At 72.2% G+C, this 26,059-nt stretch carries 23 protein-coding genes; 11 read left to right on the top strand and 12 right to left on the bottom strand.

All coding sequences use genetic code 11. From position 1 onward, the window contains the following. Positions 1-13: 13 nt before the first annotated feature. Genes ACFY0O_RS10045 through ACFY0O_RS10035 form a run of 3 tightly spaced genes read right to left on the bottom strand, consistent with a single transcriptional unit; the run spans position 14 to position 1,302 of the window. Positions 14-265 (bottom strand): hypothetical protein, encoded by a 252-nt coding sequence (locus ACFY0O_RS10045; protein ID WP_388945079.1) that lies wholly within the window; start codon positions 263-265, stop codon positions 14-16. After that, positions 262-720 (bottom strand): RNA polymerase sigma factor, encoded by a 459-nt coding sequence (locus tag ACFY0O_RS10040; RefSeq protein ID WP_388945077.1) that lies wholly within the window; start codon positions 718-720, stop codon positions 262-264. The genes ACFY0O_RS10045 and ACFY0O_RS10040 overlap by 4 nt, the downstream gene beginning before the upstream one ends. Positions 721-780: 60 nt before the next feature. Beyond that, positions 781-1,302, bottom strand: a complete 522-nt coding sequence (locus ACFY0O_RS10035) for a MarR family transcriptional regulator (RefSeq protein WP_358895027.1) — start codon at positions 1,300-1,302, stop codon at positions 781-783. Positions 1,303-1,539: 237 nt separating this feature from the next. Between ACFY0O_RS10035 and ilvA the strand changes: the two genes are divergently transcribed. From ilvA to ACFY0O_RS10020, 3 genes are all read left to right on the top strand, one after another. Beyond that, entirely contained in the window at positions 1,540-2,769 is a 1,230-nt protein-coding gene (gene ilvA / locus ACFY0O_RS10030; RefSeq protein WP_388945074.1) for a threonine ammonia-lyase, read from the top strand. 162 nt (positions 2,770-2,931) lie between these two features. Continuing rightward, positions 2,932-3,894 (top strand): ATP-binding cassette domain-containing protein, encoded by a 963-nt coding sequence (locus ACFY0O_RS10025; RefSeq protein WP_388945071.1) that lies wholly within the window; start codon positions 2,932-2,934, stop codon positions 3,892-3,894. Further along, entirely contained in the window at positions 3,891-4,748 is an 858-nt protein-coding gene (locus tag ACFY0O_RS10020) for an ABC transporter permease (protein WP_388945069.1), read from the top strand. Before ACFY0O_RS10025 ends, ACFY0O_RS10020 begins: the two co-directional genes overlap by 4 nt. A 74-nt stretch (positions 4,749-4,822) precedes the next feature. Here the strand turns inward: ACFY0O_RS10020 and greA are convergent, their stop codons facing one another. From greA to ACFY0O_RS10000, 4 genes are all read right to left on the bottom strand, one after another. Beyond that, a complete protein-coding gene (greA, locus tag ACFY0O_RS10015) occupies positions 4,823-5,323 on the bottom strand; it encodes a transcription elongation factor GreA (RefSeq protein ID WP_388945067.1) in 501 nt (166 codons plus the stop codon). Positions 5,324-5,432: 109 nt separating this feature from the next. Then, a complete protein-coding gene (locus tag ACFY0O_RS10010; protein ID WP_388945064.1) occupies positions 5,433-5,942 on the bottom strand; it encodes a cupin domain-containing protein in 510 nt (169 codons plus the stop codon). A gap of 103 nt (positions 5,943-6,045) precedes the next feature. Next, a complete protein-coding gene (locus tag ACFY0O_RS10005; RefSeq protein ID WP_388945062.1) occupies positions 6,046-7,179 on the bottom strand; it encodes a hypothetical protein in 1,134 nt (377 codons plus the stop codon). A 103-nt stretch (positions 7,180-7,282) separates the two neighbouring features. Next, on the bottom strand, positions 7,283-7,696 hold the full coding sequence (locus ACFY0O_RS10000) for a DUF4307 domain-containing protein (RefSeq protein ID WP_388945059.1): 414 nt from the start codon (positions 7,694-7,696) through the stop codon (positions 7,283-7,285). A 106-nt stretch (positions 7,697-7,802) separates the two neighbouring features. On the opposite strand from ACFY0O_RS10000, the gene mca reads away from it, so the two are divergent. Both mca and ACFY0O_RS09990 read left to right on the top strand, forming a co-directional pair. Further along, the gene (gene mca, locus ACFY0O_RS09995) at positions 7,803-8,684 is read left to right on the top strand and encodes a mycothiol conjugate amidase Mca (protein WP_388945057.1); all 882 of its coding nucleotides are present in this window, start codon (positions 7,803-7,805) and stop codon (positions 8,682-8,684) included. Between the two features lie 2 nt (positions 8,685-8,686). After that, positions 8,687-8,920, top strand: a complete 234-nt coding sequence (locus ACFY0O_RS09990) for a hypothetical protein (RefSeq protein WP_358895018.1) — start codon at positions 8,687-8,689, stop codon at positions 8,918-8,920. A gap of 310 nt (positions 8,921-9,230) precedes the next feature. Here the strand turns inward: ACFY0O_RS09990 and ACFY0O_RS09985 are convergent, their stop codons facing one another. From ACFY0O_RS09985 to ACFY0O_RS09970, 4 genes are all read right to left on the bottom strand, one after another. Further along, positions 9,231-12,479 carry a tetratricopeptide repeat protein gene (locus ACFY0O_RS09985; protein WP_388945054.1) on the bottom strand — a complete coding sequence of 1,083 codons (3,249 nt, stop codon included), beginning with the start codon at positions 12,477-12,479 and terminating at the stop codon, positions 9,231-9,233. Positions 12,480-12,641: 162 nt separating this feature from the next. Continuing rightward, positions 12,642-13,208, bottom strand: a complete 567-nt coding sequence (locus ACFY0O_RS09980) for a Uma2 family endonuclease (RefSeq protein ID WP_388945052.1) — start codon at positions 13,206-13,208, stop codon at positions 12,642-12,644. A 114-nt stretch (positions 13,209-13,322) separates the two neighbouring features. Next, complete coding sequence (locus tag ACFY0O_RS09975) at positions 13,323-13,730, bottom strand: PIN domain-containing protein (RefSeq protein WP_388945049.1); 408 nt, start codon at positions 13,728-13,730, stop codon at positions 13,323-13,325. After that, positions 13,727-13,999, bottom strand: a complete 273-nt coding sequence (locus ACFY0O_RS09970; RefSeq protein ID WP_388945046.1) for a hypothetical protein — start codon at positions 13,997-13,999, stop codon at positions 13,727-13,729. The genes ACFY0O_RS09975 and ACFY0O_RS09970 overlap by 4 nt, the downstream gene beginning before the upstream one ends. Positions 14,000-14,083: 84 nt before the next feature. Here ACFY0O_RS09970 and ACFY0O_RS09965 point away from each other — a divergent pair, with 84 nt between their 5' ends. The 5 genes from ACFY0O_RS09965 (at position 14,084) to ACFY0O_RS09945 (ending at position 23,065) form a co-directional block, all read left to right on the top strand. Further along, entirely contained in the window at positions 14,084-16,147 is a 2,064-nt protein-coding gene (locus ACFY0O_RS09965) for a thioredoxin domain-containing protein (protein WP_388945043.1), read from the top strand. 252 nt (positions 16,148-16,399) lie between these two features. Continuing rightward, complete coding sequence (locus ACFY0O_RS09960) at positions 16,400-17,698, top strand: glycosyltransferase (RefSeq protein ID WP_388945040.1); 1,299 nt, start codon at positions 16,400-16,402, stop codon at positions 17,696-17,698. A 158-nt stretch (positions 17,699-17,856) separates the two neighbouring features. Continuing rightward, complete coding sequence (locus ACFY0O_RS09955; protein ID WP_388945591.1) at positions 17,857-19,407, top strand: ArnT family glycosyltransferase; 1,551 nt, start codon at positions 17,857-17,859, stop codon at positions 19,405-19,407. 6 nt (positions 19,408-19,413) lie between these two features. Continuing rightward, positions 19,414-20,625 carry a glycosyltransferase gene (locus tag ACFY0O_RS09950; RefSeq protein ID WP_388945037.1) on the top strand — a complete coding sequence of 404 codons (1,212 nt, stop codon included), beginning with the start codon at positions 19,414-19,416 and terminating at the stop codon, positions 20,623-20,625. 22 nt (positions 20,626-20,647) lie between these two features. Next, positions 20,648-23,065 (top strand): galactose oxidase-like domain-containing protein, encoded by a 2,418-nt coding sequence (locus ACFY0O_RS09945; RefSeq protein WP_388945034.1) that lies wholly within the window; start codon positions 20,648-20,650, stop codon positions 23,063-23,065. Positions 23,066-23,179: 114 nt separating this feature from the next. On the opposite strand, the gene ACFY0O_RS09940 is transcribed toward ACFY0O_RS09945, so the two are convergent. Further along, the gene (locus tag ACFY0O_RS09940; RefSeq protein ID WP_388945031.1) at positions 23,180-23,866 is read right to left on the bottom strand and encodes a hemolysin III family protein; all 687 of its coding nucleotides are present in this window, start codon (positions 23,864-23,866) and stop codon (positions 23,180-23,182) included. A 220-nt stretch (positions 23,867-24,086) separates the two neighbouring features. On the opposite strand from ACFY0O_RS09940, the gene ACFY0O_RS09935 reads away from it, so the two are divergent. After that, positions 24,087-25,940, top strand: coding sequence for a phosphoenolpyruvate carboxykinase (GTP) (locus tag ACFY0O_RS09935; protein ID WP_388945028.1), 1,854 nt, complete (start codon positions 24,087-24,089; stop codon positions 25,938-25,940). The last annotated feature ends 119 nt before the right edge of the window (positions 25,941-26,059 follow it).

The raw sequence follows: 26,059 nt of genomic DNA, 5'->3' as shown, positions 1-26,059 counted from the left end.
CCGCTCCTGGAGGTCACCAGCCCTCCAGGGGCGGCGAGACGTGGCTGGGCGGTGTCACCCACGGGTGCGTCAGCGCCGCCCACACCGCGAAGGCGGCCGCCGCCGTCCACAGCACCGCCCAGCCGAACCGGTGCAGGGCCCGGCGCCGCCGCAGCAGCCGCCGCCCCCGGGTGGCGGCAGCCGCCGCCAGACCGGCCGGTACCACCGGGTGCGGCCCCTCCAGCAGCTGCCTGACCTGCGCTTCCTTACGGTCGTACGGGCTCATGCCGCCCCCGCCGCCGGCCGCAGCCCCGCCCGCAGGGCGGCCACCGCCCGGTTGCGCAGGGCCTCGACCCGCTCCGGCGCCAGCCCCAGCTGAGCGGCCGTGACCTCCTCGGCGACGCCCTCGTAGACCCGCAGCACCAGCACCAGCCGCTGCGCCGGGCTCAGCGCCGCGAGGATCCCGCTCCCCGGCGGCAGCCGCCGCGCCGCGCGCGCGTACGCGGCGCAGACCTCCTGGCGGGTGTGGTCGTACGGGTCGTCCCCGCGCAGCCGCTCCCAGTGCGCGTACGTACGGGCCAGCGCGCCGGTGAGGATGCGGTGCGCCGCGTACGCCCGGGCCGCCGGCTCGGCCGTCAGCAGGACCGCGACGTGCAGCAGCCGCCCCGCCGCGCCCGCGACGAAGGCCTCGAACTCCGGGTCCCGCCCCGAACGCCCCGAACGCCGGTCCACGGCACCCATGGTGCGGCCTGCGCCACCACCCCGGTCAAGGGGTGTGACACGGCGGGATCCGGGACCGGCTCAGGAGGCCGGGCCGCCTTCGGAGGCGGCGGACATCAGCTCCGACAGCGAGCCGTTGAAGCGGGTCAGCAGCCGGGTGAACACCTCGCGCTCCTCTTCCTCCCAGCCCTCGGTCACCCGGGCCATCAGCTCGCGCCGCGAGGAGCGGACCTCCTCCAGCCGCGCCAGCCCGCGCGGGGACAGGGCGAGGACCACGGCCCGGCCGTCCTCGGGGTGCGAGGTCCGCTTGACCAGCCCGCCGTCGACCAGCGGGGCCACCTGCCGGGTGACGGTGGAGGAGTCGATGCCCATCCCGCCCGCCAGCGCCTTGACGCCCATCGGGCCTTCGAGGTCGAGCCGGTTCAGCAGCAGGTACGCGGCGCGGTCCATGGAGTTGCGGGCCTGGCCGACCCCGCCGAGGCGGGTCTGCTCGGCCCGGCGGGCGAAGACGGCCACCTGGTGCTGGAGCGCGTCGAGGAGTCCGGATCCGGCGGGCGCTTCGGCCGCCGTGGGCAGGTCGGAACTGGCCGGGATGGAGGGCATGCCGTGGCTCTCTTCGCGTGGGGCCGACAAGGATGGGGGACAGAGTACGCGGCCGTGCGGCGGCTCGTACGCCGCGTTTGACAACTGATACGACCCATCCGCGCGAGCGCCCCCCGCACGTTCCGCATGGCGAGATTTCGCCCCCGCCCCAGGGGTCCTGCGGGGCCCGCCTCAAGACGGCGCGGACGCCCCGTCCATCCCTGCGCCGGGGCCCCCGCGGGCTGCGAGACTGGCCGCATGAACTACCGCGTGCAGCCCGTCCCCCAGGTGATCCTCGACGACGTCCGGGGGGCTCAGAAGATGCTGTCCGGGGTGTCCCGGGTGACCCCCATGGAGGGCAGCAGGCACCTCACCGCCCTCGTGGGCGCGCCGGTCCACTTCAAGTGCGAGAACCTCCAGCGCACCGGCTCCTTCAAGCTGCGCGGCGCCTACGTGCGCATCGCGGGCCTGCGCCCCGAGCAGCGCGCCGCCGGGGTCGTCGCCGCGAGCGCCGGCAACCACGCCCAGGGCGTGGCACTGGCCTCCTCCCTCCTCGGGGTCCGCTCCACCGTGTTCATGCCGGTCGGCGCCCCGCTGCCCAAGGTGGCCGCCACCCAGGAGTACGGGGCCGAGGTGCGCCTGGAGGGGCAGGTCGTCGACGAGACCCTGGCCGCCGCCCAGGAGCACGCGGACCGCACCGGGGCGGTGTTCATCCACCCCTTCGACCACCGCGACATCATCGCCGGCCAGGGCACGGTGGGCCTGGAGGTCCTGGAGCAGTGCCCCGAGGTGCGCACCATCCTCGTCGGGGTCGGCGGCGGCGGGCTGGCCGCGGGCGTCGCGGTGGCGGTCAAGGCGCTGCGCCCGGACGTGAAGGTGATCGGCGTGCAGGCGGCGGGCGCGGCCGCGTACCCGCCCTCCCTGCGGGCCGGCCACCCGGTGTCCGTCGACCGCCCGGTCACGATGGCCGACGGGATCAAGGTCGGCCGGCCCGGCGACGTCCCGTTCTCGATCATCGGGGAGCTGCTCGACGACGTGCACACGGTGTCGGAGGACGCGCTGTCCAGTGCCCTGCTGCTGTGCCTGGAGCGGGCCAAGCTGGTGGTGGAGCCGGCCGGCTGCGCGCCGGTGGCGGCGCTGCTGAGCGAGCCCGAGCGCTACGGGGGCGGGCCGGTGGTGGCCGTGCTGTCCGGCGGCAACGTGGACCCGCTGCTGCTCCAGCGGATCCTGCGGCACGGCATGGCGGCGGCGGGCCGCTACCTGTCGCTGCGGCTGCGGGTGGCGGACGCCCCGGGGGCGCTGGCGGGGCTGCTGGGGGTGCTGTCGACGGTGGACGCGAACGTGCTGGACGTCAGCCACGTACGGACCGACCCGCGGCTGGGGCTCACCGAGGTGGAGGTGGAGCTGCACCTGGAGACGAAGGGGCCCGAGCACTGCCGGGAGGTGGCCCGAACGCTGCACGGGGCGGGGTACCGGGTGACGGGCTGAACGGGGCGGTGGAACACGGGTGGAACACAGGTCCGGGCGTCCGGACCATGGCGCAACGCGATATGACGCGATACGGTTCCGTTGCGCCGGGCGGGCCTTTTCCGGCGCACCTAGGATTTGACTGGTAATGCCCCGATCCGACTGATCGCTGGGAGAATCCGTATGCCAGGCGCCATCTATGCCGAAGCCCTGGTCAAGACCTTCGGCGACGTACGGGCACTGGACGGCGTGGACCTCGACGTCCCCGAGGGAACCGTGCTGGGCCTCCTCGGCCCCAACGGCGCGGGCAAGACCACGGCCGTGCGCGTCCTGACCACCCTCCTCCGGCCCGACAGCGGCCGGGCCGTCGTCGCCGGGATCGACGTGCTCAAGCACCCCCACGAGGTCCGCCGCTCCATAGGCCTCTCCGGCCAGTTCGCCGCCGTCGACGAGTACCTCACCGGCCGCGAGAACCTCCAGATGGTCGGCATGCTCTACCAGATGAGCGGCCGCGCGGCCAAGGCGCGGGCCGCCGAGCTCCTGGACCGCTTCAACCTCGCCGAGGCCGCCGACCGCACCGCCAAGACCTACTCCGGCGGCATGCGCAGACGCCTCGACCTCGCCGCCGCCCTCGTCGTCCGCCCGCCCGTGATGTTCATGGACGAGCCCACCACCGGCCTCGACCCGCGCAACCGCCAGGCCCTGTGGGACGTCATCGAGGAACTCGTCGCGGGCGGCACCACCCTCCTGCTCACCACCCAGTACCTGGAGGAGGCCGACCGCCTCGCCCACGACATCTGCGTCGTCGACCACGGCAAGGTCATCGCCCGCGGCACCTCCGACCAGCTCAAGGCGCAGACGGGCGGCGAACGCGTCGAGGTCGTCGTCCACGCCCGCGAGCACATCACCACCGCCCGCGAGGTCCTCACCGGCTTCGGCCGCGGCGAGACCACCGTCGAGGAGCACACCCGCAAGCTCACCGTCCCCGTGCAGGGTGGCGCCAAACTGCTCGCCGAGGTCATCCGCGAGCTCGACCTGAGGGGCATCGAGATCGACGACATCGGCCTGCGCCGCCCCACCCTCGACGACGTGTTCATCTCCCTCACCGGCCACGCGGCCGAACTCACCGAGGGGGCGGCGAAGTGACCAGCACCCTATCCGGAACCGAGTTCACCTCCCCGCGCCCGCGCGGCGGGCTGGTCCAAGGTGTGCGGGACTCCCTGGTCATCGCCAAGCGGAACCTGATCCGGATGTCCCGGATCCCCGAGGTCATCGTCTTCGGCGTGGTCCAGCCGGTCATGTTCGTCGTGCTGTTCAGCTACGTCTTCGGCGGCTCCATCGCCGTCGGCGGCAGCACCTCCCCGGACGCCTACCGCGAGTTCCTCATGGCCGGCATCTTCGCCCAGACCGTCACCTTCGCCACCGCCGGCGCGGGAGCCGGCATCGCCGACGACATGCACAAGGGCCTCATCGACCGGTTCCGCTCCCTGCCCATGGCCCGCGGCGCGGTCCTCACCGGACGCACCCTCGCCGACCTCGTGCAGACGGCGCTGACCGTCGTCGTCCTCGCCGTCGTCGCCCTGATCGTCGGCTGGCGCACCCACGAGAACATCGCCGAGGTCCTCGCCGGCTTCGCCCTGCTGCTCCTGCTCGGCTACGCCTTCTCCTGGATCGGCGCCCTGATCGGCCTGTCCGTGCGCACCCCGGAGGCGGCCACCTCCGGCGGGCTGATCTGGCTCTTCCCGCTGACGTTCATCTCGAACGCCTTCGTCCCCTCCGAGAACATGCCGGCCTTACTGCGGCACATCGCGGAGTGGAACCCCTTCAGCGCCACCGTCCAGGCGGCCCGCGAACTCTTCGGCAACCTCCCCGAGGGATACCCCGTTCCGGCCGCCTGGCCGATGCAGCACCCGGTCCTCGCGTCGGTCCTGTGGTCGCTGCTGATCATCGTGGTCTTCCGCACCCTCGCGGTCCGCAAGTACCGCTCGGCCACCGCCTGACCCCGGACGTGCGCGAGCCCCCGCCGGAACAGGTCCGGCGGGGGCTCGCGCGTGCGTCCTCGTAAAGGGGCGGGTCAGCCGTTGAAGGGCTTGACGGCCATCACCTTCACGGTGGCCTTCTTGCCGTTCGGGAGCTCGTACTGGGCGTCCTCGCCGACCTTCTTGCCCAGCACGCCCGAGCCCAGCGGGGACTGCGGGGAGTAGGTCTCGAACTCGTCGGAGGCGTACTCGCGGGAGGCCAGCAGGAACTCCAGCGTGTCGTCCTCGTCACCGTCGAACGCGATGGTCACGAGCATGCCCGGGGCCACCTCGCCCTCGGCGCTCGTCGGCGCGGTGCCGACCTTCGCGTTCTCCAGGAGCTGGGTGAGCTGACGGACGCGGAGCTCCTGCTTGCCCTGCTCCTCCTTGGCCGCGTGGTAGCCGCCGTTCTCGCGCAGGTCGCCCTCCTCGCGGGCAGCCGCGATCTTCGTGGCGATCTCCGTGCGGGCGGGACCAGAGAGGTAGTCCAGCTCGGCCTTCAGCTGGTCGTACGCCGCCTGGGTCAGCCAGGTGACGCTCTCGCTCGTCTGGGTCACGGGTGCTCCTCGTCGGTACAGGGGATTACATGGCCGCCAGCGGCGGGCGAAACCACGAGCCTAACAATTCGGCAGGAAAAGGGGGAGGACACGATGTGTATGAAGTGTGTCATTGGTGGCGGAGGGTGCGCGCGTCCTCCCAGACGGTGCTGGTCCCGAAGTAGGTGTCGTACAGGTCCTGGACCTCCAGCAGGCTCTCCGGCGGCACCTTCCCGAACCTGATGCGCTCCAGGTGGCGGAAGTACTCGAACCGCTCCACCCCCGGGGTGATGACCACCAGCATCTCGGCGCTCTCCCCGGGCGTGGCGGCGAAGGCGTGCTGCTGCCCCGGCGGCACGACGACCAGGTCGCCGGCCTCGGCGGTGACCACCTTGTCACCGGCCAGGAGCTGGGCCGTCCCGTCGATCATGTAGAACATCTCGGCGGAGCGGCCGTGGTGGTGCGGACGGGCGCCGTCGGAGCCGGCGCGCAGGCTCACGCGCAGGGTGGACAGGAACCCGCCGGCGGCGGAGCTGTCGGCCAGCAGCCGCAGGGAGGAGTCGGGCCCGTAGTGGATCTCCTCCGCGTCGGCGGCGCGGACGACCACCGAGTCGTCGAAATCCGGGATGAACAGGGACATGGCGGCGGCTCCTGGGGCTCCTGGTGCACTGATGACGGAACACCCCGGTCCCTACCCCGCCCGGGGCCCCCGGTGAACGCCCCGGACGGTCGTCCGTCGGCTGTCAGCTCACCGGGCGCTCGAAGTCGGTCAGGACGCAGCCGCCGACCTGGGCCGGCTGGATCCGGGATCCGGCGGGCGCGCTGAAGCCGGGTTCGCAGTCCAGGCGCAGGAACCCCAGCTTGTAGAGCGCCTTGCGGACGGTCGGGTTGTTGCTCTCCACGGCGACGTTCGTGCCGACCATCAGCTTGCTCTGGGTGAGGCTCCGCTGGTGCCCCACCTCGGCGAGCTGCGACTCCTTGGACACGGTCTGGAGGGTCTTCATGTCGGAGACGAGGTCCAGCCAGTTCATGTCCACCGGCCTCGGGCCGCCGAGCTTCCCGCAGACCGCCCGCTGTTTGACGCCGGCGCCCTGGACGTCGCGGCCGACAACCGGCTGGTAGTCGATGGACGCGATGTGCTCGTTGGTGACCAGCATTTCCGTGCAGTCGACCGTCTTCGGGCTGACGAGCTTGCGGAGCTCCTCGATGCTTCCCGCGCTCGGCAGGGCAGCTCCCTTGACGGGGCTGCCCTTGCCGTCCCGGCTGTTGACGAAGTCGGTCAGGACGCAGCCGTCGACCAGGGCCTTCTCCTTCTTGTAGCCCTCCGGCACGGAGAAGTCCGGGTTGCAGACCAGCACGCGCAGGTCCGACTTGGCGAGGGCCAGGCCGGTCCCGGTCTTCGTCGCGGAGAGCGCGAAGCTCTTGCCGACCATGATCTGGTCGTACAGTCCGGCGTCCCAGTAGCCCTCGTCGAGCCGCTTCGTGACGTCGTCCTTGTAGGCCTGCTGGTGGGCCTTCATGTCCGAGACCATGGAGATGACGATCGAGCCCTGTTCCTTCTGGTCCGAGCAGATGCCGCGCTCGGTGATGGCCCAGGTGCCGATGGGCGTGTACCCGGCGAGGTTCACGCGGCTGTCGTTCGGGTCGGAGTTCAGGTTCTCGCAGGAGGTGTACTTCCGCACGTACGCCTGTGCCTCGGCGAGCGTGGCCGGCGCGGCGCCGGCGGCCGAGGGGGAGGCCTGGGCGGGGGCGTCGGCGGTCGCGGCGGGGGCCGCGGCGGCGGGTGGTGCCGGCTTGGCCGGGTCCTCGCAGGCGGTGGCGAGGGTGAGGAGCGAGGCTATGGCCGCGGTCGCGGTCAGGGTCCGCTTGAAGCGCATGGAAGTCTTCCGTCGGCTGGACAGGGCACGGGGGATGGCGTGCACATGCTAGGCCTGGAAGGATCTTGACGCGGGGATCCGGCGGGGTGTCGCCCCGCGCGGTTCAGCGGGCGGTACCCGCCTCCTGGCAGCCGACCAGCTGCACCATCGTGGCTCGGCCCGTGGTCCTCAGGGTGACCATCTCGTCCACGCGCGACGCCTTCTGGGGGAACGTGAAGTCCGCCCGGCCGACCTCGGCGTGGTCCTGGTCCTGGGAGTCGAGGGTGCAGACACCGGTGACGGACGCGTCCTTGCGGACCTCCAGGTGCACCTTCACCTCGGTGTCGGAGACGATCTGGAACTTGATCACCTCGGCGCTGACGCTCTGCCCGCCGACGTAGTCCCAGCCGATCCAGCCGACCACGGCCAGCAGCCCGACGCCGAGCACCGACCCGACGACCTTGAGCTTCCGGTCCGCACGCTCGTCCGCCGACCGGCCGTAACGGCCTTCCGGGAGCCCTTCGCGCACCGCGCTCATGATCGATTCCTCTCGCTGGGGAGGGTGAGGCACCCAGGAATTTTCCGTCCCCCGATTCGGTCAATATAGAGGTTGACCGTCGCGCCGAATCACAGAGGATCCTGTCTTGACCGAGCAGCTTCGACTGATGGCCGTGCACGCCCACCCCGACGACGAGTCGAGCAAGGGCGCGGCCACGATGGCCAAGTACGTTTCCGAGGGCGTCCCCGTCCTGGTGGTGACCTGCACCGGCGGTGAGCGCGGTTCCGTGCTGAACCCCAAGCTCCAGGGCGACAAGTACATCGAGGAGAACATCCACGAGGTGCGCGCCAAGGAGATGGACGAGGCGCGCGAGATCCTCGGCATCGAGCAGGAGTGGCTCGGCTACGTCGACTCCGGCCTGCCCGAGGGCGACCCGCTGCCCCCGCTCCCCGAGGGCTGCTTCGCCCTCGCGGACGTGGAGGAGGCCGCGGGCGAGCTGGTGAAGAAGATCCGCGCCTTCAAGCCGCAGGTCATCACCACCTACGACGAGAACGGCGGCTACCCGCACCCCGACCACATCATGACCCACAAGATCACGATGGTGGCCTTCGACGGCGCGGCCGACACCGACAAGTTCCCCGAGGCCGAGTACGGCGCCCCGTACCAGCCGCAGAAGCTCTACTACAACCAGGGCTTCAACAAGCCGCGCACCATCGCGCTGCACGAGGCGCTCCTCGCGCGCGGCCTGGAGTCCCCCTACGGCGAGTGGCTGGAGCGGTGGAAGGAGTTCGAGCGCAAGGAGCGGACCCTGACCACGCACGTGCCGTGCTCGGACTTCTTCGAGATCCGTGACAAGGCCCTCATCGCGCACGCCACGCAGATCGACCCGGACGGCGGCTGGTTCCGCGTCCCGATGGAGATCCAGAAGGAGGTCTGGCCCACGGAGGAGTACGAGCTGGCGAAGTCGCTCGTCGACACCTCCCTCCCCGAGTCCGACCTCTTCGCGGGCATCCGGGAGAATGTGTAGCCATGAGCGCTATGCAGGCAGCAGTCACCCAGCTCGTTCCGCTGGCCGCCGACACCTTCGACAAGAACAAGGTGACCCCGGGGCTCCTCGGGTTCATCGTGTTCGCGGCCCTCGCCCTCGGCGTGTGGGGCCTGATGAAGTCGATGAGCAAGCACATGGGCCGGGTGAACTTCGAGGAGGCCCCGGAGCCGGCCGGCGCGGCGGCGGCCCCGGCCGCCGACGGCACCAAGGCCTGACCCCGCCCCACGGGTGAGAGCCCGCCCCGCCGCGGACCGGCGGGGGCGGGGCGCTCCGGCGCGGGCGCGGGGGTGTGAGCGGTGCTCGCAGCGTCGAGCGGTGCTCGCGGCTGAGGCCCGGTGCTCGTTCTTGAGAGCGGTGCTCCCGCCTGGGAGCGGTGCTCGCGCTTGAGGGCGGTGCTCGTGCCTGAGAGCGGTGCTCGCGCTTGAGGGCGGTGCTCCCGCCTGGGAGCGGTGCTCGCGCTTGAGGGCGGTGCTCGTGCCTGAGAGCGGTGATCCCCCCGGCGGGCCCGGCGCCGTGCGGCCAGGTTCACGCCGTCGGCATCGGCAGCGGGACTCCCATCACCTCCCGGGCGCGCAGGTCCGGGACCAGGCCCAGGCGCCAGGCCTGCCAGCCCTCCGCCGGGTCCACCCCGCGCGCCAGGACCGTCCCGTACGCCTCCACGCACTCCTCCAGCCGGTCCCCGCGCAGCCCGTGCGCGCCCTTCGCCAGCGCGGCCAGCTCCGCCGCGGCCTCCTCGGCCCCGGTCGGCGTGCCCGCGTAGGGCAGCAGGGTGCAGCGCAGGAAGCGGGCCCAGTCCTCCCCGCGCCGGTCCCCGTACGAGGCGAACAGCCCCGCCGCCTCCCCGCACAGCGCCAGCGCCTGCGCCGGCCGGCCGTTCCCCGCGTCCACCACCGCCAGCTCCAGGCAGGCCCAGCCCTCCCCGTGGGCCAGCCCGATGCGCCGGAAGTCCGCCCGCGCGTCCACGAGCAGCTGGCGCGCGAAACCGGAGTTGCGCAGGTTCCCCGTGCGGGCCGCCCGCTGGTCCCGGGTCACCCGCCCCGAGTGGTAGCGGGCGTGCGCCAGCCCGTACACGTCCCGCATCCGCGAGAACATCGTCCGGGCCCGTTCCAGCTCCCGCACCGCCCGGTCGATCCCGCCGTCCTCCTCCAGCGCGTGCCCCAGGTAGTACAGCGTCCACGCCTCCCCGCGCGCGTCCTCCGCCAGCCGGTGCCGGGCGAGGGCGTCCCGCAGCCGGTCCAGCGCCGTCGCGGGGTCCCCGGCGATCACCCGGGCCCGCCCCAGCTGGGTCAGCGCCCACGCCTCGCCCCGGTCGTCACGGGTACGCCCGTACAGGCCGAGGGCCAGCAGCAGCTCCTCCTCCGCCCGTGACACGTCACCCACCCGCAGGTGCACCTGCCCCAGCTGGAAGTGCGCCCAGGCCTCCCCGTGCACGCTCTCGCTCTCCCGGTGCAGCGCCAGCGACCGCTCCAGCAGCGCCACCGCCTCCGCCAGGCGCCCCCGGTCCCGCTCGACCGCCCCCAGCGCGTGCAGCGACCACGCCCGGTCGCCCGCCAGCTCCTGCGACCCCTGCAGCGCGAGGGCCTCCCCGATCCGGGCCGCCGCCTCCGGAAGGTTCCCCTGGTGGTGCAGGGTGATGCCCAGCGACAGCAGGGCCATCGCCGCACCCGCCTCCTGCCGGGCCTCCTTGTACTGGTCCACCAGCGAGGTCAGCGTCGTCCGCGACTTGTCCAGCTCCCCGAGCTGGCGCGCCGCGATGCCCGTGCGCCACTGCACCGAGCGGTTCAGCCGGCCCTGGTCCACCGCCCGCGTCAGCTCGTTGATCTCACCCAGCCGGTACAGGTCCCCGCGCAGCAGGCAGAAGTCGCACAGCGCCCCCAGCAGGTCCAGCACCGCCTGCTGGTCCACGCCCTCGGAGTGGCGCAGCGCCGCCGTGATGAAGCTCGACTCGTCGTCCAGCCAGCGCAGCGCCGCGTCCAGCGAGGGGAAGCCGTGCCCGCCGAAGCGGTCGGCGCGGGTCGACATCTTCCCGTCGACCATCCGGATCACCGAGTCCGCCAGCCGCGCGTAGTCCCGGATCAGCCGCTCGTGCGCGGCCGCCGCCTCCGCCCGGTCCTCGTCCGCCGCCAGCCGCGCCGCCGCGTACGCGCGCACCGCGTCGTGCATCCGGTACCGCTCCCCGCGGACGAGGTCCAGCAGGCCGGCCCGCGCCAGCTCGCCCAGCAGCCGCCCCGCCTCCACCCGTTCCGTGTCCGCCAGCGCCGCGGCCGCCGCCGCGCCCAGCGAGGCCCGCCCGGCCAGGGTGAGCCGGCGTAGCAGCCGGCGCCGTTCCTCGGGCAGGCGCAGGTAGGCCAGCTCCAGGGCCCGCTCCAGCGCGCCGCCCCCCTCCCCGTCCCCGTCCCCGGCGCCGTCCGAGGACCGCGCCGCTCCCAGCGGGGCCAGCACCCGCAGCGCCAGCGGCAGCCCCGCCGCCAGTTCCAGCAGCCCCGCCTCCGCCTCCGGCCCGGGTGCCGTCCCGCCCGCCGCGCGGGCCCCGGCCCGCAGCACCTCGGCCGCGTCCGGTTCCGCCAGCCGCACCACCGGCAGCTGGTGCACCCAGGCCCCCAGGTCGGCGGGCAGCTCCAGCGGCTCCCGGGCCGTGACCAGCACCAGGCTCTCGGACCGCTCCGGCACCAGCGCCCGCACCTGCTCCGGGTCCACCGCGTCGTCCAGCACCACCGTCACCGGCAGCCCCTGGAGGTGCTGGTGGTACAGCTCCCCGAGCCGGCGCACCTGCGCCTCGGCCGGGGCCCCCTCGCGGAACAGCAGCTGCTCGCGCGGGGCGCCGAGCCGGTTCAACAGGTGCAGCAGCGCCTCCCGCGTCGACAGCGGCGCCTCACCCGCGGCCGGCGCCCCGCCCCGCAGGTCCACCACGCACGCCCCGCGGAACTGGTCCCGCAGCGTGTGCGCCGCCCGCAGCGCCAGTGCCGTCCGGCCCACCCCCGGCTCCCCGTGCAGCACGACCACGACCGGCCGGGTCTCGGTGCTGGCCCGCGCCGTCCGCACCCACTGCGCGATCCGCTCCAGCTCGGCGCGCCGGCCGCCGAACAGGGCGTCGGCGTCCGGGAGCTGCCCGAACGACTGCTCCAGCATGCTCCGCCGCCGCGCCTCGGCACTCCGGTCGGCCCCGCGCAGCTGCGGCGGCACGGCCCCCCGCGCCGGGACGGGGGCCGGGGCGCCCGCCGAGCCCGCCGCCCCAGCCGAGCCCGCCGTGGCCACCGCCACGGCCCGCTCCTGCGCCAGGAAGGGCCGGATCCCCCGCACCTCCAGCGCCGTCAGCCACTTCAGCCTCAGCTGCTCCGGCCCACCCGGGCGGCCCGCGGCCCCGGCCCGCCGGTTCGCGGCCGGCACGTGCACCGCCGCCACCCGCACCGCCGCCGCCGCGGCCCCCGCCGCGCCCGCCACGATGCCCGCGCTGACCGCCGTACCGGCGTCGACCCCGAAGGCCATGTCCGCCCCGGCGGCGGCCGCCGCGGCGACGGCCGTCACCAGCAGGGCCGTCCCGCTGCCGGCCCGCCGCAACGCCTCCCCGAAGGACTGCTCCCCGGCGGCGGCCTCGTCCAGCGCGGCCACGTACGCGGCGTACTCCTCGTCCGCCACCGTGGCCAGCCCGTCGAGCGCCTCCCGCCCCCGCCCGAGCAACACCCCGGCGTCCACCCCGCCCCCCGCCCGCCGGACCTCCTCCTGCACGGCCCGGACCAGCACCCGCTCGGCCTCGACACGATGGCTGTCCCGCATCGGCATCCTCCTCGGAGAGCTCCGCAAACGTGCGCCAAGTGTCCTGCGGGACACTCCGCTGCGCGAGTCAATCTGAGCTAGATCAGAGGGAGTTGGGCCAACGAAGGCCATCCGCGTGCATATATGCACGCGGATCGGCGGCAGCACGGTCTTCCGGGACCGTCAGACGGCTCCCAGGTCCACGGCGAAGGGGAAGGGCGCGGCAGCCCTGATCGCGCCGGTGAACATCTCACCGTCCCGGTAGGTCTTGGCGGCAGGGTCGAGAACGTACGTGTAGACGATCGGGAGACCGGTGACGGCCTGTTCGACCCGCCAGTAGAAGGGGATGCCGGCCTTGGCGTACTGGTCCACCTTCACGATCCGGTCCGTGGTCTCCGAGCCCGGCGAGACGACCTCGACGACCAGGAGTACGTGTTCCGGGCGGGTGGGCGTGACGTCGATGGTCTCCGCCCGGTAGACGGTGACGTCCGGGCGGCGGTTGGTGAGCGGAACGTCCTGCAACCGGACGTCGAAGTCCGTGTCGGCGTTCCACTCCGGACCGGCCGCGGCGTCCAGGGCATTGGCCAGGATCCGGGCCAGCCGGTTGTGGCGCTTGGAGGCGCTCGGGCTAACGACGACCATCCCGTCCACGATCTCGATGCCGGCGCACTGCTCCTCGGTCCAGGAGTCGTACTGCTCCGCGGTGATCTGCGAGTGCATCCACGCGGGTGCCACCATCTCGGCGGTCATGGTGTGCCTCCTTCGAGGAGCTTCCACAGCCCCAGTGCTGCTGGCCGCAGCCTACTGTCCCGCGGCTCCGGGGCGCCCGGTCTGGAGGGGGGCCCGCGCCGGTGGCCCGTGGTCTCACACCTCTCGGATGACCACGCGGCTTCCGCACAGCTTCGACCAGTCGTCGCGGTCGGAGGTCAGCACGACGACGGGTCCCGGGAGGCGGAGGGCGAGTGCGGCGACGAGGGCGTCGATGGCGTACTTGTGCCCGTGCAGTCCGCCCGCGTCCCGCAGCAGCGACACGGCGGTCAGCGAGTCCTCCTGGCTGACCGGCTCCACCCGCAACCGGGACAGGACCCAGCGCAACCGTGCCAGGTCGGTCTTCCCCTGAGCCGCTTCGACGATGGTCAGCGCGGACACGACCACCGGGACACCGGCCTGCCGGGACGCCTCGATGCGGGCCGCCATCCTCCGGTCGTTGCGCAGGAGCAGGGAGAGCGCCTCGGAGTCCAGCACGAGGGACCGGGCGGGGTGCTCCTTCACGCGGCTCCCCGTCCGGCGTCCCGGGCGTCCTCTTCTCCGAACAGCTCGCGACGGGCGGCCTCGATCTCCTGCTCCGTGAGCGCGCCCTGCTCCTCCTCGTGCGCCGCGACGATCTCGGCGAGCCCGTCCATCGCCAGCTGGTGCCTGACGGCCTCGGTGATGTAGCCGGACAGCCCGCGCCGCCCCGCCCTGGAGCGGAGCTCGCTGACGAGTTCGGCGGGCATGGAGACGGAGATGTTCTCGGTGTTGCCCGGGCGGTTCGCTCTCATGCCCCGAGTGTAGGACAGGGTTTATTACAGCGCGCGGGTTTGCCGCAGACGGGTTCCGGGGTCCGGATGAGCGAGGATGGGGCCATGTCGAACCGCCTCGTGAACGAGACCTCGCCGTACCTGCTCCAGCACGCCGACAACCCGGTCGACTGGTGGCCGTGGTCGCCGGAGGCGTTCGCCGAGGCGCGGGAGCGGGACGTGCCCGTGCTGCTGAGCGTCGGGTACTCCAGCTGCCACTGGTGTCACGTCATGGCGCACGAGTCCTTCGAGGACGACGACACCGCTGCGTACATGAACGGACACTTTGTGTCCGTCAAGGTGGACCGTGAAGAGCGTCCCGACGTGGACGCGGTGTACATGGAGGCAGTGCAGGCCGCGACCGGGCAGGGCGGCTGGCCCATGTCCGTGTTCATGACGCCGGACGGGGAGCCCTTCTACTTCGGCACCTACTTCCCGCCCGAGGCTCGCCATGGCATGCCGTCCTTCCGCCAGGTGCTCGAAGGCGTGCACAACGCCTGGACAAGCCGCCGGGACGAGGTGGGGGAAGTCGCGGGGAAGATCACTCGGGACCTTGCCGGGCGGGAGCTGAGCGCCGGGGATGCCGGGATGCCCACCGAGGAGACCCAGGCCCTTGCGCTCCTCCAGCTGACTCGGGACATCGACCCCGCGAGCGGCTGGTTCAGGGGAGACACCAAATTCCCGCCGTCGATGGTGATCGAGTTTCTGTTGCGCCACCACGCGCGGGCCGGTTCCGTGGCGGCGCTGGAGATGGCGGAAGGGCTGTGCAGCGCGATGGCCCGTTCGAGCCTGTACGACCAGGTGGGAGGTGGGTTCCACCGGTATGTGCTCACGCCGAGGGCGGGTGGACCTTTGGTACCCCACTTCGAGAAGATGCTCTACGACAACGCGCTGCTGTGCCGGGTGTACGCGCATCTGTGGCGGGCCACCGGGTCGGACCTCGCGCGGCGGGTCGCGCTGGAGACCGCCGACTTCATGGTGCGGGAACTGCGCACCGAGCAGGGCGGGTTCGCCTCCGCGCTCGATGCCGACAGTGAGGAGCCGGGCAGCGGAAGGCATGTCGAGGGGGCCTACTACGCCTGGACGCCCGGGCAGTTGGCGGACGTGCTCGGGGAGGCCGACGGGGAGCTGGCCGCCGCGTACTTCGGGGTCACCGAGGAGGGGACCTTCGAGCACGGCAAGTCGGTGCTGCAACTGCCGCAGGACGGGCCGGTGGTGGAGGCCGAACGGATCGCCTCCGTCAAGGCGCGGCTGCTCGCGGCGCGTGGCGCGCGGCCCGCGCCCGGCCGGGACGACAAGGTGGTGGCCGCCTGGAACGGGCTGGCCATCGCCGCCCTCGCCGAGTGCGGGGCCTTCTTCGAACGGCCGGACCTGGTCGAGCGGGCCATCGAGGCCGCCGACCTGCTGGTGCGCGTGCACATGGACGGGAGGGCCCGGCTGGCCCGCACCAGCAAGGACGGGCGGGCCGGCACGAACGCGGGGGTGCTGGAGGACTACGGGGACGTCGCCGAGGGGTTCCTGACCCTGGCCTCCGTCACGGGGGAGGGGGTGTGGCTGGAGTTCGCCGGGTTCCTCGTCGACCTCGTGATGGCCCGGTTCACCGCAGAGGACGGGTCCCTCTACGACACCGCGCACGACGCCGAACGGCTGATCCGCCGCCCCCAGGACCCCACCGACACCGCCGCCCCCTCCGGCTGGACGGCCGCGGCCGGCGCCCTGCTGTCGTACGCCGCGCACACCGGCTCGCGCCCCCACCGCGAGGCGGCCGAGCGGGCGCTCGGCGTGGTGCAGGCCCTCGGGCCGCGGGCCCCGCGCTTCATCGGGCACGGTCTGGCGGTGGCGGAGGCGCTCGTGGACGGGCCCCGCGAGGTGGCCGTCGTCGGGCACCCCGAGGATCCGGCGACGGCCGCCCTGCACCGCACCGCGTTGCTGGGGACGGCTCCCGGGGCGGTGGTGGCGGTCGGGCTGCCGCGTGCGGAGGACGGGAGCGGAGGGGAGTTCCCCCTGCTGGCCGAGCGCACACTGGTGCACGACCTCCCTACGGCGTACGTGTGCCGGCACTTCGTCTGCGCGCGGCCTACGACAGAACCGGTCGAGCTGGCCGAGCAGTTGGGTGTGGTTCGTCCCTGAAAGGGGCGGAGTACCGTCAATTCCGCTTTTGGTACATCAACTCGGAAACGTGGTTTTTAACCAGACGGCGCCTCAGCTTCACACGTGCTGCCTAGTCTCGTGTCTTCGGGAGTCACCGAGACAGTCACCGACACGCGCACTGGGGGGTGCGCACTGGGGGGAACGGAGGCGGCGGGCCGGGGGGCCCGTGTCACGCCTCCGGGGGGTTTGCCGGTCGCCGCCTGGGGTTGCGGCATGTCTGTGGGGGACGGTTTGTTCACCTCTGTCGTCATATCCGCCATTTCCGTTGCGCTGTTCTGGATGGCCGCCTTCACCCTGTGGTGGCAGATGCACGCCTGGCGCACGCCCGAGACGCTGGCCTCGACCCGCTTCGACCGCCCCGACGGCGGCGACCGGCTGGCCTTTTCGCTCCTGCTGCCCGCCCGCCACGAGCAGGCCGTACTGGAACACACCATCGACCGGCTCCTGGAGTCGAGCCACACCGACTACGAGATCATCGTGATCGTCGGCCACGACGACCCGGAGACCGCCGCCGTCGCCGACCGGGCCGGCGCCCGGGCGCCCGAGCGGGTACGGGTCGTCGTCGACCGCAACGAGACCAAGAACAAGCCGAAGGCCCTCAACACCGCCCTCCCGCACTGCCGGGGCGACATCGTCGGGGTCTTCGACGCCGAGGACCAGGTCCACCCCGAGCTGCTCTCCCACGTCGACCACGCCTTCCGCGCCACCGGCGCCGACGTGGTCCAGGGCGGCGTCCAGCTGATCAACTTCCACTCCAGCTGGTACAGCCTGCGCAACTGCCTGGAGTACTTCTTCTGGTTCCGCTCCCGCCTCCACCTGCACGCCGAGAAGGGGTTCATCCCGCTCGGCGGGAACACCGTGTTCGTGCGCACCCACGTGCTGCGCGAGGCCGGCGGCTGGGACCAGAACTGCCTCGCCGAGGACTGCGACCTGGGCGTACGGCTCTCCTCGGTCGGTAAGAAGGTGGTCGTCGCCTACGACTCCGACATGGTCACCCGCGAGGAGACCCCGGGCTCGCTGATGAGCCTGCTCAAGCAGCGCACCCGCTGGAACCAGGGCTTCCTCCAGGTCTACCGGAAGAAGGACTGGCAGCAGCTGCCCGGCCGGGGGCAGCGCTGGCTCGCCCGCTACACGCTGATGACCCCCTTCATGCAGGCGGCCTCCGGGGTGATCATCCCGGTCAACGTCGCCGTCGCGGTCTTCCTCGACGTGCCCGTCGGGGTCGCGATCATCACCTTCCTGCCCCTGATCACGGCGATGGTGACCTTCGTCTTCGAGATCGTCGGCCTGCACGACTTCGGCCGCCAGTACGGGCTGCGCGTGCGCTTCCTGCACTACCTCAAGCTCATCGTCGGCGGCCCGTTCTACCAGGTGATGCTGGCCGGCGCCGCGATCCGGGCGGTCTGGCGCGAGCAGCGCGGCCGCAACGAGTGGGAGCTGACCAGCCACACCGGCGCCCATCTGGCGACAGCCGGAGCCCCGGCCGCCGCGTACGCCTCCGCCCCGATCCGAGAGGAGGCCCACCGGTGACCGCCACCGTGCCCACCGCGGCTGGTCCCCAGCCGGCGGACGCGACCGCGACCGCCCAGCACCTGCCCGTACGCGATCTGCCCGGCTCCCGGCGCCCCGCCGGCCCGGGCGCGGACCCCGGGGACGCGGGTGTGCGCCGGCCCGCCCCGGTCCGCCCGATGGTCCGCTTCCGCTCCTCGCGCCCCGACCTGATCCTCTGCGGGGTCCTGCTGCTGGTCATCGTCCTCGTCCAGGGCTGGAACCTCACGAACTTCCCGGCCCTGAGCGACGACGAGGGCACCTACCTCGCCCAGGCCTGGGCGGTCCAGCAGGGCGACGGCCTCGCCCACTACACGTACTGGTACGACCATCCGCCGCTCGGCTGGATACAGATGGCCGGCCTGACCTGGCTGCCCTCGCTGCTGGTGCCCGACTGGATGACGGTCGCGCCGATGCGCTTCTCGATGCTCGCCGTCTCCGCCGCGAGTTCCGTACTGATCTACGTGCTGGCCCGCCGGCTGTGGCTGCCGCGCTGGGCGGCCGGGCTCGCGATGGGCCTGTTCGGGCTGTCCCCGCTGTCCGTGGTGCTCCAGCGGGAGATCTTCCTCGACAACCTCGCCGTGCTGTGGATGCTGCTGGCCTTCTGCCTGGCCGCGTCCCCCAGCCGGCACCTGTGGCACCACTTCGGGTCGGGGCTGGCGGCCGCCACCGCCGTCCTCACCAAAGAGACGATGCTGGTGGTGCTCCCGGCGCTGCTGGTGACGATGTGGCGCCACAGCCACCGCGACACCCGCAAGTTCGCCGTCACCGGAGCCATCACCGCCTGCACGCTGATCGGCCTGTCGTACCCGCTGTACGCGCTGCTCAACAACGAGCTGCTGCCCGGCGCCGGACACGTCTCCCTCATCGACGGCATCACCTACCAGATGAGCCGCCCCGGCTCCGGCTTCATCCTCGACCCCGGCTCCGGCTCCCACGGCGTCTTCCGGTCCTGGCTGTACTACGACACGGTCCTGCCGCTGGGCGGACTGGCCGGCGCCGTCCTGCTGCTGGCCACCCACCGGTGGTCGGTCACCGCCCGGGCGCTCGCGGGACCGGCGCTGGCCGCCGTGATCCTCGCGGTGGTGGCGATGCGGCCCTCCGGCTACCTCCCGGCGATGTACGTGATCCAGGCCCTGCCCTTCCTCGCCCTGGTCCTCGCCGCCGCCGCGGCCAGCGTCACCCATGCCGTCCTGCGCCGGCGCCGCCGGCCCGGGGAGCGGCGGGCGCTGGTGTACGCGCGGTGGGCGCTCGTCGGCGTCCTCGCCGCCTCGGCCGCCGCGTACGTGCTCCCGCGCTGGTACGAGGGCGACCGCACCGCCCTCACCGCCGACGCCAACGCCCCCTACCGGCAGGCCGCCGCCTGGCTGGGCCGGGAGGTGCCCGACCCGGCGCACACCCGTGTCCTCGTCGACGACGCGCTCTGGCTCGACGCTGTTCACTCCGGTTTTGCACCCGGACCGGGTGCCATCTGGTTCTACAAGGCGGACCTCGACCCGGCCGTCACCAAGACCCTGCCGCGGGGCTGGCGGGACGTGGACTACGTGGTCTCCTCGCCCACCGTGCGTCGCGACGCCGTGGACCTGCCCACGGTGAAGGCTGCTCTGGAGCATTCGACCGCGGTCGCCGTCTTCGGTACGGGCGAGGACCGTATCGAGATCCGCCGCACCGACCGCGAGAGTGGGAGCTGAACCACCATGAGCGAGGACCTGTGGCCCCCGCACGCCCTGGACGATCCGGAAGTCGCCGCTCCGCCGGCCTCCTCCGGGTCCGGCGGCGTCACCCTGATCATCCCGACCTTCAACGAGTCCGCGAACGTCGCCGAGTTGCTCGGGCAACTGCGCGCCGCCCTGCCCGCGCGGCCGCCCTGCCGGGTGCTGTTCGTGGACGACTCCACCGACGACACCCCGGCCCTGATCGAGAAGGCCGCCGCCGACTGCCCCTTCCCGGTGGACGTCCTGCACCGCGACAGCCCGGCCGGGGGCCTGGGCGGGGCCGTCGTCGAGGGCATCGCGCGGGCGGGCTCGGACTGGATCGTCGTCATGGACGCCGACCTCCAGCACCCCCCGCACCTGGTTCCCGCACTCGTCGGGGAAGGCGAACGCACCGGCGCCGACCTCGTCGTGGCCTCCCGCTACCTCCCCGGCGGCAGCCGGGCCGGACTCGCCGGCGGCTACCGCGTCGCCGTCTCGCGCGGCGCGACCTGGCTGGCCAAGGGCCTCTTCCCGCGCGCCCTGCGCGGGATCAGCGACCCGATGAGCGGCTTCTTCGCGATCCGCCGCTCCGCCGTCACCGGTGCCGTCACCGGCGGGGCGCTCCAACCCCTCGGCTACAAGATCCTCATGGAGCTGGCCGTCCGCTGCAAGCCGGGGAGGACCGCCGAGGTCCCCTTCGTCTTCCAGGACCGCTTCGCGGGGGAGTCCAAGTCCACCGCCCGCGAAGGGCTGCGCTTCCTGACCCACCTGGCCGCCCTCCGCTCGGCGAGTCCGCTCGCCCGGATGATCGGCTTCGGTCTGGTCGGGCTCTCCGGCTTCGTCCCCAACCTCCTCGCACTGTGGCTGCTCACCCACGCCGGGATGCAGTACCTCGCCGCCGAGGTCGTCGCCAACCAGGCCGGGGTGCTGTGGAACTTCCTCCTCATCGAGACCCTCCTCTTCCGCGACCGCCGCTGCCACCGCCACTGGGCGGACCGCGTCGGACGCTTCGCCCTCCTCGCCAACGCCGACCTGCTGCTGCGGATCCCGCTGATCGCGCTGTTCGTCGGCCGGTTCGGCCTCGGCGTCCTGCCCGCGACGGCCCTGGCGCTCGTCACCACCTTCGTGCTGCGCTTCGTCGCCACGGAGGCCCTCGTCTACCTGCCGCGCGGGCCACGCGCGGCGGCCCGTACCCGTCCCACGACCAGGAGTTGAGCCGCACCGAAAGGACCACCGCATGCCAAGGACGATCCGACGGAGGGCAGGGCGCAGGGCCGCGCTGGCCGCCGTCGGGGCGATGACCGCAGGCCTGCTGCTCACCGCCCCCCAGCAGGCCACGGCCGGAGCGCCCAACCTGCTCACCAACCCCGGCTTCGAGACCGCCGGCGCGCCCGGTGCCGACATGCCGTCCTGCTGGGAGAAATCCGGCTGGGGCGACAACGACTTCACCTTCGCCACCGTCGCCGACGCCCACAGCGGCACCCAGGCCATGAAGGTCTCGCTCACCCGGCGCGTGAGCGGTGACCGCAAGGCCCTGGTCACGGAGAACGCCGCCTGCGCCCCCACCGTCACACCGGGGAAGCAGTACGACCTGTCCGCCTGGTACAAGTCGAACACCCCGGACGTGGCGGTGACCGTGTTCCGCCACGACACCGCCGCGGGCTGGCAGTACTGGACCGACCTGCAGAACCCGCCGGTCAGTGCCGCCTGGTCGCGCACCCAGGTGCGGACGCCCGCCGTCCCGCCGAACACCGACAAGATCGCCTGGGGGCTGTCCGTCTACGGGGTGGGCACCCTCACCACCGACGACTACGCGCTGGAGGAAGTGGCCGCGGTCCCGCCCCAGCCCACCTGCACGGGGACCGCCGAGGAGTGCGCCAAGGGCAAGTGGGAGGTGATGGGCACCCAGAACCCGGTGCGCTCCATGCACGCCGTGGTCCTGAAGAACGGCAGGGTGCTGCTGATCGCCGGTTCCGGCAACGACATCTCCCAGTTCAACGCCGGTACCTTCACCTCCGCCGTCTACGACCCGGTCGCGGGCACGGTGAAGACCATCCCGACCCCGGTGGACATGTTCTGCTCCGGGCACGTGCAGCTGGCCGACGGCCGCGTGCTGGTGATGAGCGGCAACAAGGGCTACCCGTCCGCCGACGGCAGGATCGGCTACCAGGGGCTGAAGGACAGCTACGTCTTCGACCCGGCGACCGAGACGTACACGAGGACGAACGACCTCAACGGCGGGCACTGGTACCCGTCCGCGACCATCCTCGGCAACGGTGACGTGATCTCCTTCGGCGGTCTGAAGGAGGACTCCACCGGCAACGTCACCGCGGAGCGGTTCTCGGCGGCGCAGAACAAGTGGCTGCCGCTGAACCAGGTCAACCAGACCTGGTCCTACTGGGGCCTGTACCCGTCGATGATCCTCATGCAGGACGGCCGCCTCTTCTACTCCGGCAGCCACACCTTCGGCAACGGCACCGCCGGATCCGGCGCCTCCGTGTACGACTACGGCGCCAACACCATCACGGACGTGCCCGGGTTGCGGGGGAAGGACGAGCGCGACGAGTCCGCGAGCGTGCTGCTGCCCCCGGCCCAGGACCAGCGGGTCCTGACCGTCGGCGGTGGCAACAACGAGACCAACCCGGCCGCGAACCGCCTCACCGACCTCATCGACCTCAAGAAGCCCAGCCCCGCCTACACCGCGGGCCCCGACCTCCCGCAGGGCCTGGTCGACACCGGTACGGGCAAGCGCCCGCAGACCGGCGCCGAGGGCAAGATGTACGTCTCCGCGGTGCTGCTGCCCGACGGCAAGGTGCTGGAGACCGGCGGCGGACTGCACGACCGGGCCGACCCGGTCTTCGAGGCCTCCTTCTTCGACCCCGCCGCCAACACCTACCAGCCGGGCCTGGCCACCGACCCGATCCCGCGCACCTACCACTCGGGCGCCTTCCTGCTGCCCGACGGCCGGGTCATGTCGGTGGGTGACAACCCGGGCAACGGTACGTACAACCACGCGGTCTCGGTCTACACCCCGCCCTACCTGTTCAAGGGCCCGCGCCCGAAGCTCACTTCGGTGATCGACACCGACTGGGTGTACGGGGACACCCAGCGGATCACCGTCGACCGGCCCCTCGCCAAGGCGGAGCTGATCCGCCCGGCGGCGGTCACCCACTCCTCCGACCCCAACCAGCGGTTCGTCGACCTTCCGATGACCGTGGTCAACGGCACCACCATCGACCTGAACGTCACCAGCAACCCCAACCTCGCCCCGCCCGGCTGGTACATGCTCTTCGGCGTCGACGCGGCCGGCGTCCCCTCCGTCGCCACCTGGGTCCACCTGGGCGGAGCCCCCTCGCTCGCGGCCGCGAAGCAGCAGCCCGCCGCGCACGAGCACACCTTCGCGAACGAACTGGCCCCGCCGAAGGAGAACCCGGGGCAGCGGGCCTCCGTCCAGGTCGCCCCCGCCGTGGCCGGCTGCGACCGGCACTACGGGACGGCCAACGTGTGCGTCCCGGCGGCCTTCCCCGCGGAGGTGGCGAAGACCACACGGGCCCGCTGCGACTGGCTGGCCGCGCACCGCTTCCCGAAGCGGATGAAGGTCAACGGCAGTGACCCGCTGCGCCTGGACGCGGACGGGGACGGCTACACCTGCTAGCCACCCGCAGGGAAAAGGGGCCCCGCCGCGTACTGCGGCGGGGCCCCCTCCGTGGGCCGCGCCCGGAATGCGAGCTCCGGGCGGCCGTGCGATAACGGCAGGATGAAGCGCTCCTCAGTGCGAGTAGGCGGCCAGCGAGATGCCGACGTAGTGGGCCACGAAGGCCGCCAGCGTCAGGGAGTGGAAGACCTCGTGGAACCCGAAGAAGCGCGGCGAGGGGTTCGGGCGCTTGATCCCGTAGATCACCCCGCCCGCGCTGTAGAGGAGGCCGCCGACGATCACCAGCACCAGGACCGCGATGCCCCCGGTGCGCAGGAAGTCCGGCAGGAAGAAGACGGCGGCCCAGCCCATCGCTATGTAGCAGGGGGTGTAGAGCCAGCGCGGGGCGCCGACCCAGAAGACGCGGAAGGCGATGCCGGCAGCGGCCGCGAGCCACACCGCCCACAGCAGGGTCCGCCCGGTGGAGTCCGGCAGCAGCAGGACGGTGAGCGGGGTGTAGGTGCCCGCGATGATCAGGAAGATGTTGGCGTGGTCGAGCCGGCGCAGGATGGCCTCGCCGCGCGGGCCCCAGGTCCCGCGGTGGTAGACGGCGCTGACCCCGAAGAGCAGGCACGCGGTGAGGATGTACACCCCGCACGCGACCCGCGCGCGCGTGGAGTCGGTGAAGGTCATCAGCACGAGGCCCGCGACCACCACGGCCGGGAACATTCCGAGGTGCAGCCAGCCGCGCATGAGCGGTTTGGCCTCCGGAGCTGCGCGTTCGTCCGGTGCGGCCGCGACGGCAGCGGCGTCAGAAGTCATGGCCGTCATGCTACCTACGGGTCCGTAGGTTTCTGTTAGTCCTCTTTACGGAAGATTGACTGACGTGGCGATGCTCACGTGAGAGGCCCCCTGGACATATGCGCACATGCACCGGATGATCAGATGAGTGCGGTCGACACCGGATGAGCGGAGCGCGAAGCGTCCGGGTCGCGGCCCCCACGGGGCATACACCAAACAAACCCCTCAACAAGGAGCAATCGTGGCGCGCGACAACGCGGCTCCCACCCCTTCCCTCCCGACGACGCACCAGGAACTGATCTCCTGGGTCGACGAGATCGCGGCGATCACCCAGCCCGACCGCGTCGTCTGGTGCGACGGCACCGAAGCCGAGTACGAGCGCCTGTGCGAGGAGCTCGTCGCCAAGGGCACGTTCAAGAAGCTCGACGAGACCAAGCGCCCCAACTCGTACTACGCCGCCTCCGACCCCTCCGACGTCGCGCGCGTCGAGGACCGGACCTTCATCTGCTCCGAGAAGGAGGAGGACGCGGGCCCGACCAACCACTGGAAGGCCCCTTCCGAGATGAAGGCCCTTTTCACTGGTGAGGGGGGCTTTGCCGGTGAGAAGGGCATCTTCCGCGGCTCCATGAAGGGCCGCACGATGTACGTCGTGCCCTTCTGCATGGGCCCCCTGGGCTCCGAGCTCTCCGCGATCGGCGTCGAGATCACCGACTCCGCCTACGTCGCGGTCGCCATGCGCACCATGACCCGCATGGGCAAGGCCGTCCTCGACGAGCTCGGCACCGACGGCTTCTTCGTCAAGGCCGTCCACACCCTCGGCGCCCCGCTCGCCGAGGGCGAGGCCGACGTCCCGTGGCCCTGCAACACCACCAAGTACATCTCGCACTTCCCCGAGACCCGCGAGATCTGGTCCTTCGGCTCCGGCTACGGCGGCAACGCCCTGCTCGGCAAGAAGTGCTACGCCCTGCGCATCGCCTCCGTCATGGCCCGTGACGAGGGCTGGCTCGCCGAGCACATGCTGATCCTCAAGCTCACCCCGCCGGCCGGCGAGGGCGACACCAAGTACGTCGCCGCCGCCTTCCCGTCCGCGTGCGGCAAGACCAACCTCGCCATGCTGGAGCCGACCATCCCCGGCTGGACGGTCGAGACCATCGGCGACGACATCGCCTGGATGCGCTTCGGCGAGGACGGCCGCCTCTACGCGATCAACCCCGAGGCCGGCTTCTTCGGCGTCGCCCCCGGCACCGGCGAGCACACCAACGCCAACGCCATGAAGACGATGTACGCCAACACCGTCTTCACCAACGTCGCGCTCACCCCTGACGGCGGCGACGTGTGGTGGGAGGGCATGACCGAGGAGCCCCCGGCCGAGCTCATCGACTGGCGCGGCAACCCGTGGACCCCGGAGTCGGAGACCCCGGCCGCCCACCCCAACGCCCGCTTCGCCGTCCCGGCCGCCCAGTGCCCGACGATCGCCGCCGAGTGGGAGGACCCCAAGGGCGTCCCGATCTCCGCGATCCTCTTCGGCGGCCGCCGCGCCTCCGCCGTCCCGCTGGTCACCGAGTCCTTCGACTGGAACCACGGCGTCTTCATCGGCTCGAACATCGCCTCCGAGAAGACCGCCGCCGCCGAGGGCAAGGTCGGCGAGCTGCGCCGCGACCCGTTCGCCATGCTGCCGTTCTGCGGCTACAACATGGGCGACTACATGGCCCACTGGGTCAAGGTCGCGGCCGACAAGGACCAGACCAAGCTCCCGAAGATCTACTACGTGAACTGGTTCCGCAAGAACGACGCGGGCAAGTTCGTGTGGCCCGGCTTCGGCGAGAACAGCCGCGTCCTGAAGTGGATCGTCGGCCGCCTCGACGGCAACGCCGAGGGCGTCGAGACCCCGATCGGCGTCCTGCCGACCAAGGCCGCCCTCGACCTCGACGGCCTCGACATCTCCGACGAGGACCTCGACTTCCTCCTCACCGTCGACAAGGACGTGTGGCGCGAGGAGGCCGCCCTGGTCCCCGAGCACCTCAACACCTACGGCGACCACACGCCGAAGGAGCTGTGGGAGCAGTACCACGCGCTCGTCGAGCGCCTGGGCTGAGCCCGACGCCTGCCCTGATGCCGCAGGCCACCTGAACGTGGGAGTCCCCGACCAAGGTTCTCCCACCGCTGTGGGAATCCCCGACCAAGGCTTTCCCAGAGCAGCACACGCCCGAGCGA

Origin of the sequence: Streptomyces sp. NPDC001594 (assembly GCF_042893675.1) — a bacterium.
In the GTDB taxonomy this organism is placed as follows: domain Bacteria; phylum Actinomycetota; class Actinomycetes; order Streptomycetales; family Streptomycetaceae; genus Streptomyces.
The sequence above is the reverse complement of the archived record's forward strand: the minus strand, read 5'-3'. Positions and strand labels throughout refer to the sequence as shown.

Bases quoted from the DNA above. Each gene is read 5' to 3' on its own strand.
- ACFY0O_RS10040 (WP_388945077.1), bottom strand. From the start codon at position 720: ATGGGTGCCGTGGACCGGCGTTCGGGGCGTTCGGGGCGGGACCCGGAG.
- ACFY0O_RS09980 (WP_388945052.1), bottom strand. From the start codon at position 13,208: ATGACCGCCGAGATGGTGGCACCCGCGTGGATGCACTCGCAGATCACC.
- ACFY0O_RS10045 (WP_388945079.1), bottom strand. From the start codon at position 265: ATGAGCCCGTACGACCGTAAGGAAGCGCAGGTCAGGCAGCTGCTGGAG.
- ACFY0O_RS10010 (WP_388945064.1), bottom strand. From the start codon at position 5,942: ATGTCCCTGTTCATCCCGGATTTCGACGACTCGGTGGTCGTCCGCGCC.
- ACFY0O_RS09990 (WP_358895018.1), top strand. From the start codon at position 8,687: ATGAGCGCTATGCAGGCAGCAGTCACCCAGCTCGTTCCGCTGGCCGCC.
- ACFY0O_RS09970 (WP_388945046.1), bottom strand. From the start codon at position 13,999: ATGAGAGCGAACCGCCCGGGCAACACCGAGAACATCTCCGTCTCCATG.
- ACFY0O_RS09965 (WP_388945043.1), top strand. From the start codon at position 14,084: ATGTCGAACCGCCTCGTGAACGAGACCTCGCCGTACCTGCTCCAGCAC.
- ACFY0O_RS09945 (WP_388945034.1), top strand. From the start codon at position 20,648: ATGCCAAGGACGATCCGACGGAGGGCAGGGCGCAGGGCCGCGCTGGCC.
- ACFY0O_RS10035 (WP_358895027.1), bottom strand. From the start codon at position 1,302: ATGCCCTCCATCCCGGCCAGTTCCGACCTGCCCACGGCGGCCGAAGCG.
- ACFY0O_RS09985 (WP_388945054.1), bottom strand. From the start codon at position 12,479: ATGCGGGACAGCCATCGTGTCGAGGCCGAGCGGGTGCTGGTCCGGGCC.
- ilvA (WP_388945074.1), top strand. From the start codon at position 1,540: ATGAACTACCGCGTGCAGCCCGTCCCCCAGGTGATCCTCGACGACGTC.
- ACFY0O_RS09950 (WP_388945037.1), top strand. From the start codon at position 19,414: ATGAGCGAGGACCTGTGGCCCCCGCACGCCCTGGACGATCCGGAAGTC.
- ACFY0O_RS10000 (WP_388945059.1), bottom strand. From the start codon at position 7,696: ATGAGCGCGGTGCGCGAAGGGCTCCCGGAAGGCCGTTACGGCCGGTCG.
- ACFY0O_RS10005 (WP_388945062.1), bottom strand. From the start codon at position 7,179: ATGCGCTTCAAGCGGACCCTGACCGCGACCGCGGCCATAGCCTCGCTC.
- ACFY0O_RS10025 (WP_388945071.1), top strand. From the start codon at position 2,932: ATGCCAGGCGCCATCTATGCCGAAGCCCTGGTCAAGACCTTCGGCGAC.
- ACFY0O_RS09940 (WP_388945031.1), bottom strand. From the start codon at position 23,866: ATGACTTCTGACGCCGCTGCCGTCGCGGCCGCACCGGACGAACGCGCA.
- ACFY0O_RS09955 (WP_388945591.1), top strand. From the start codon at position 17,857: ATGGTCCGCTTCCGCTCCTCGCGCCCCGACCTGATCCTCTGCGGGGTC.